General features: G+C 73.9%; 3 protein-coding genes. 1 reads left to right on the forward strand and 2 read right to left on the reverse strand.

Annotated features, from left to right (window positions below; all coding sequences use genetic code 11):
• Window positions 1-161: 161 nt before the first annotated feature.
• Both CTKZ_RS12015 and CTKZ_RS12020 read right to left on the reverse strand, forming a co-directional pair.
• Window positions 162-836, reverse strand: coding sequence for a histidine phosphatase family protein (locus tag CTKZ_RS12015; protein ID WP_124343165.1), 675 nt, complete (start codon window positions 834-836; stop codon window positions 162-164).
• 48 nt (window positions 837-884) lie between these two features.
• A complete protein-coding gene (locus CTKZ_RS12020) occupies window positions 885-1,397 on the reverse strand; it encodes a MarR family winged helix-turn-helix transcriptional regulator (RefSeq protein WP_124343166.1) in 513 nt (170 codons plus the stop codon).
• Between the two features lie 103 nt (window positions 1,398-1,500).
• Here CTKZ_RS12020 and CTKZ_RS12025 point away from each other — a divergent pair, with 103 nt between their 5' ends.
• Window positions 1,501-2,061, forward strand: coding sequence for a YceI family protein (locus CTKZ_RS12025; RefSeq protein ID WP_124343167.1), 561 nt, complete (start codon window positions 1,501-1,503; stop codon window positions 2,059-2,061).
• Window positions 2,062-2,103: the final 42 nt, after the last annotated feature.

Below are 2,103 nucleotides of genomic sequence, written 5' to 3' on the forward strand. Positions count from 1 at the left end.
GCCCTCGGACGCGGACGTGCAGCCGGCGGCGAGCGCGGCGACGACCGCGAGCGCGGCGGCGGTCCGGGCGAGCGCGCGGGACCGACACGGCGCGGACGGGCGGGCCGTCGACGGGCGGGTCGCGCGCGACGGGCTGGTCAGGAGGGAGGCTCGGTGCACGGTCATGCCCCCGCCACGTGGGACGCGCCGGGCAGCAGCGCGGCGGCAGGCTCGGAGTAGCCGACGCCGACGAGGCGGTCGTCCTCGTAGCGCAGGGACGTCAGCGAGGCGAGGCTGCACTGGCGGCGGCGCGGGTCGTGCCACAGGCGGCGGTTCTCGAGCGCGAGGCGCGTGACCCACACGGGCAGCTGGTGGCTGACGAGCACGGCCTCGTGGCCGCGGGCCTGCCGGCGGGCGTCGGCGACCGCGGCGAGCATGCGGTCGACCTGCTCCCGGTACGGCTCGCCCCACGACGGCTTGAACGGGTTGCGCAGGTAGGGCCAGTGCTCGGGGTGGCGCAGCGACCCGTCGCCGACGCCGAACGTCTTGCCCTGGAAGTGGTTGGCGGCCTCGATGAGCCGCTCGTCGACGCCGACGTCGAGGCCGAACGCGGCGGCGATCGGGGTGGCGGTCTCCTGCGCGCGCTGCAGCGGGGAGGCGATGACGGCGACGACGTCGTGCCGCGGCCTCGCGGACCCGCCGGTCGTCCCGGGCTCGCCCGCGAGCGCGTCGGCGACGGCGCGCGCCATGGCGTGCCCCCGCTCGGACAGGTGGTAGCCCGGCAGGCGCCCGTACAGCACGCCCGCGGGGTTGTGCACCTCGCCGTGGCGCAGCAGGTGGACGGTGGTGGCGACCATGGGGTCAGTGTCGCAAACCCGGCTGTGTGTCCCGGACGGTTCGGCCCGTCAGGCGACGTGACACGGGACACCCGGGTCGTCGTCGCACCCGCCGACGATCCGGTCGGCCACCACCTGCATGGCGGCGCCGAGCGCGGCGAACTGCTCGGGCGTGAGGACGTCGACCAGGTGGTCGCGCACGGACTGGACGTGCTCGGGGGCCGCATCGACGAGCCGCTTCCACCCCGCGTCGGTCATGGTCGCGTTGACGCCGCGCGCGTCCTCGGCGCAGGGCGCGCGCCGGACCAGGCCGGCCTCCTCCATGCGGCGGACGGTGTGCGTGAGGCGGCTGCGCGAGTGCACGATGCCGTCGGCCAGCTCGGACATGCGCATGGTGCGGCCGGGCTGCTCGGACAGGCGGACGAGGACCTCGTACTCGTGCGTGGACAGCCCGGTGCGCGCCTCGAGCTCGTGCTCGAGGACGGCGGTCAGGCGGGCGACGCCGGACCGGAACGACCGCCAGTGGGTCTGCTGCTCGGCCGTGAGCCAGCCGCCGCGCGGCGAGGGCTCGGTGGTGCTCATCACGATCTCCATCCCGGGACAGGTGTTGCGCTCTGCCGACAAGTGTAGTTCAATCGTCAACTAACGAGAGTAGTTGACCTTTCAACGACTGAGGAGCCCCCCCATGACCGCCACCGCCACCGCCCTCCCCACCGGCCTCACCACCGGCGTCTGGGCCGTCGACGCCTCCCACACCGAGGCCTCCTTCACCGTCCGCCACGCGGGCATCTCCAAGGTGCGCGGCTCGGTCGCCGTCTCCGAGGGCACCATCACCGTCGGCGAGACCCTCGCGGAGACCTCCGTCTCCGTCACGCTCGACCCGTCGACCGTCTCCACCGGCGACGCCAACCGCGACGGCCACCTCAAGTCGGGCGACTTCTTCGACGTCGAGAAGTTCGGCCAGTGGACCTTCGTCTCGACCGAGATCCGCGGCGAGGGCAGCGACTACGTCATCGTCGGCGACCTCACCATCCACGGCGTGACGCAGTCCGTCGAGCTCGCCACCGAGTTCAACGGCACCGCCGTCGACCCGTTCGGCAACACGCGCGCCGGGTTCGAGGCCACCGTCACGATCTCGCGCAAGGACTTCGGCCTGACCTGGAACGCGGCCCTCGAGGCCGGTGGCGTCCTGGTCGCCGACAAGGTCGTCATCGCGCTCGACGTCTCGGCGATCCGCCAGGGCTGAGCCCCCGTCCCGCACCCCGGGACCCCCGCACGGAGCCCCGCC

It is taken from the genome of Cellulomonas algicola (genome assembly GCF_003851725.1).
GTDB lineage: Bacteria > Actinomycetota > Actinomycetes > Actinomycetales > Cellulomonadaceae > Cellulomonas > Cellulomonas algicola.

What these genes read in the sequence shown, in the direction of transcription:
- CTKZ_RS12015 (WP_124343165.1), bottom strand. Translation starts at nt 836, where the DNA reads ATGGTCGCCACCACCGTCCACCTGCTGCGCCACGGCGAGGTGCACAAC.
- CTKZ_RS12020 (WP_124343166.1), bottom strand. Translation starts at nt 1,397, where the DNA reads ATGAGCACCACCGAGCCCTCGCCGCGCGGCGGCTGGCTCACGGCCGAG.
- CTKZ_RS12025 (WP_124343167.1), top strand. Translation starts at nt 1,501, where the DNA reads ATGACCGCCACCGCCACCGCCCTCCCCACCGGCCTCACCACCGGCGTC.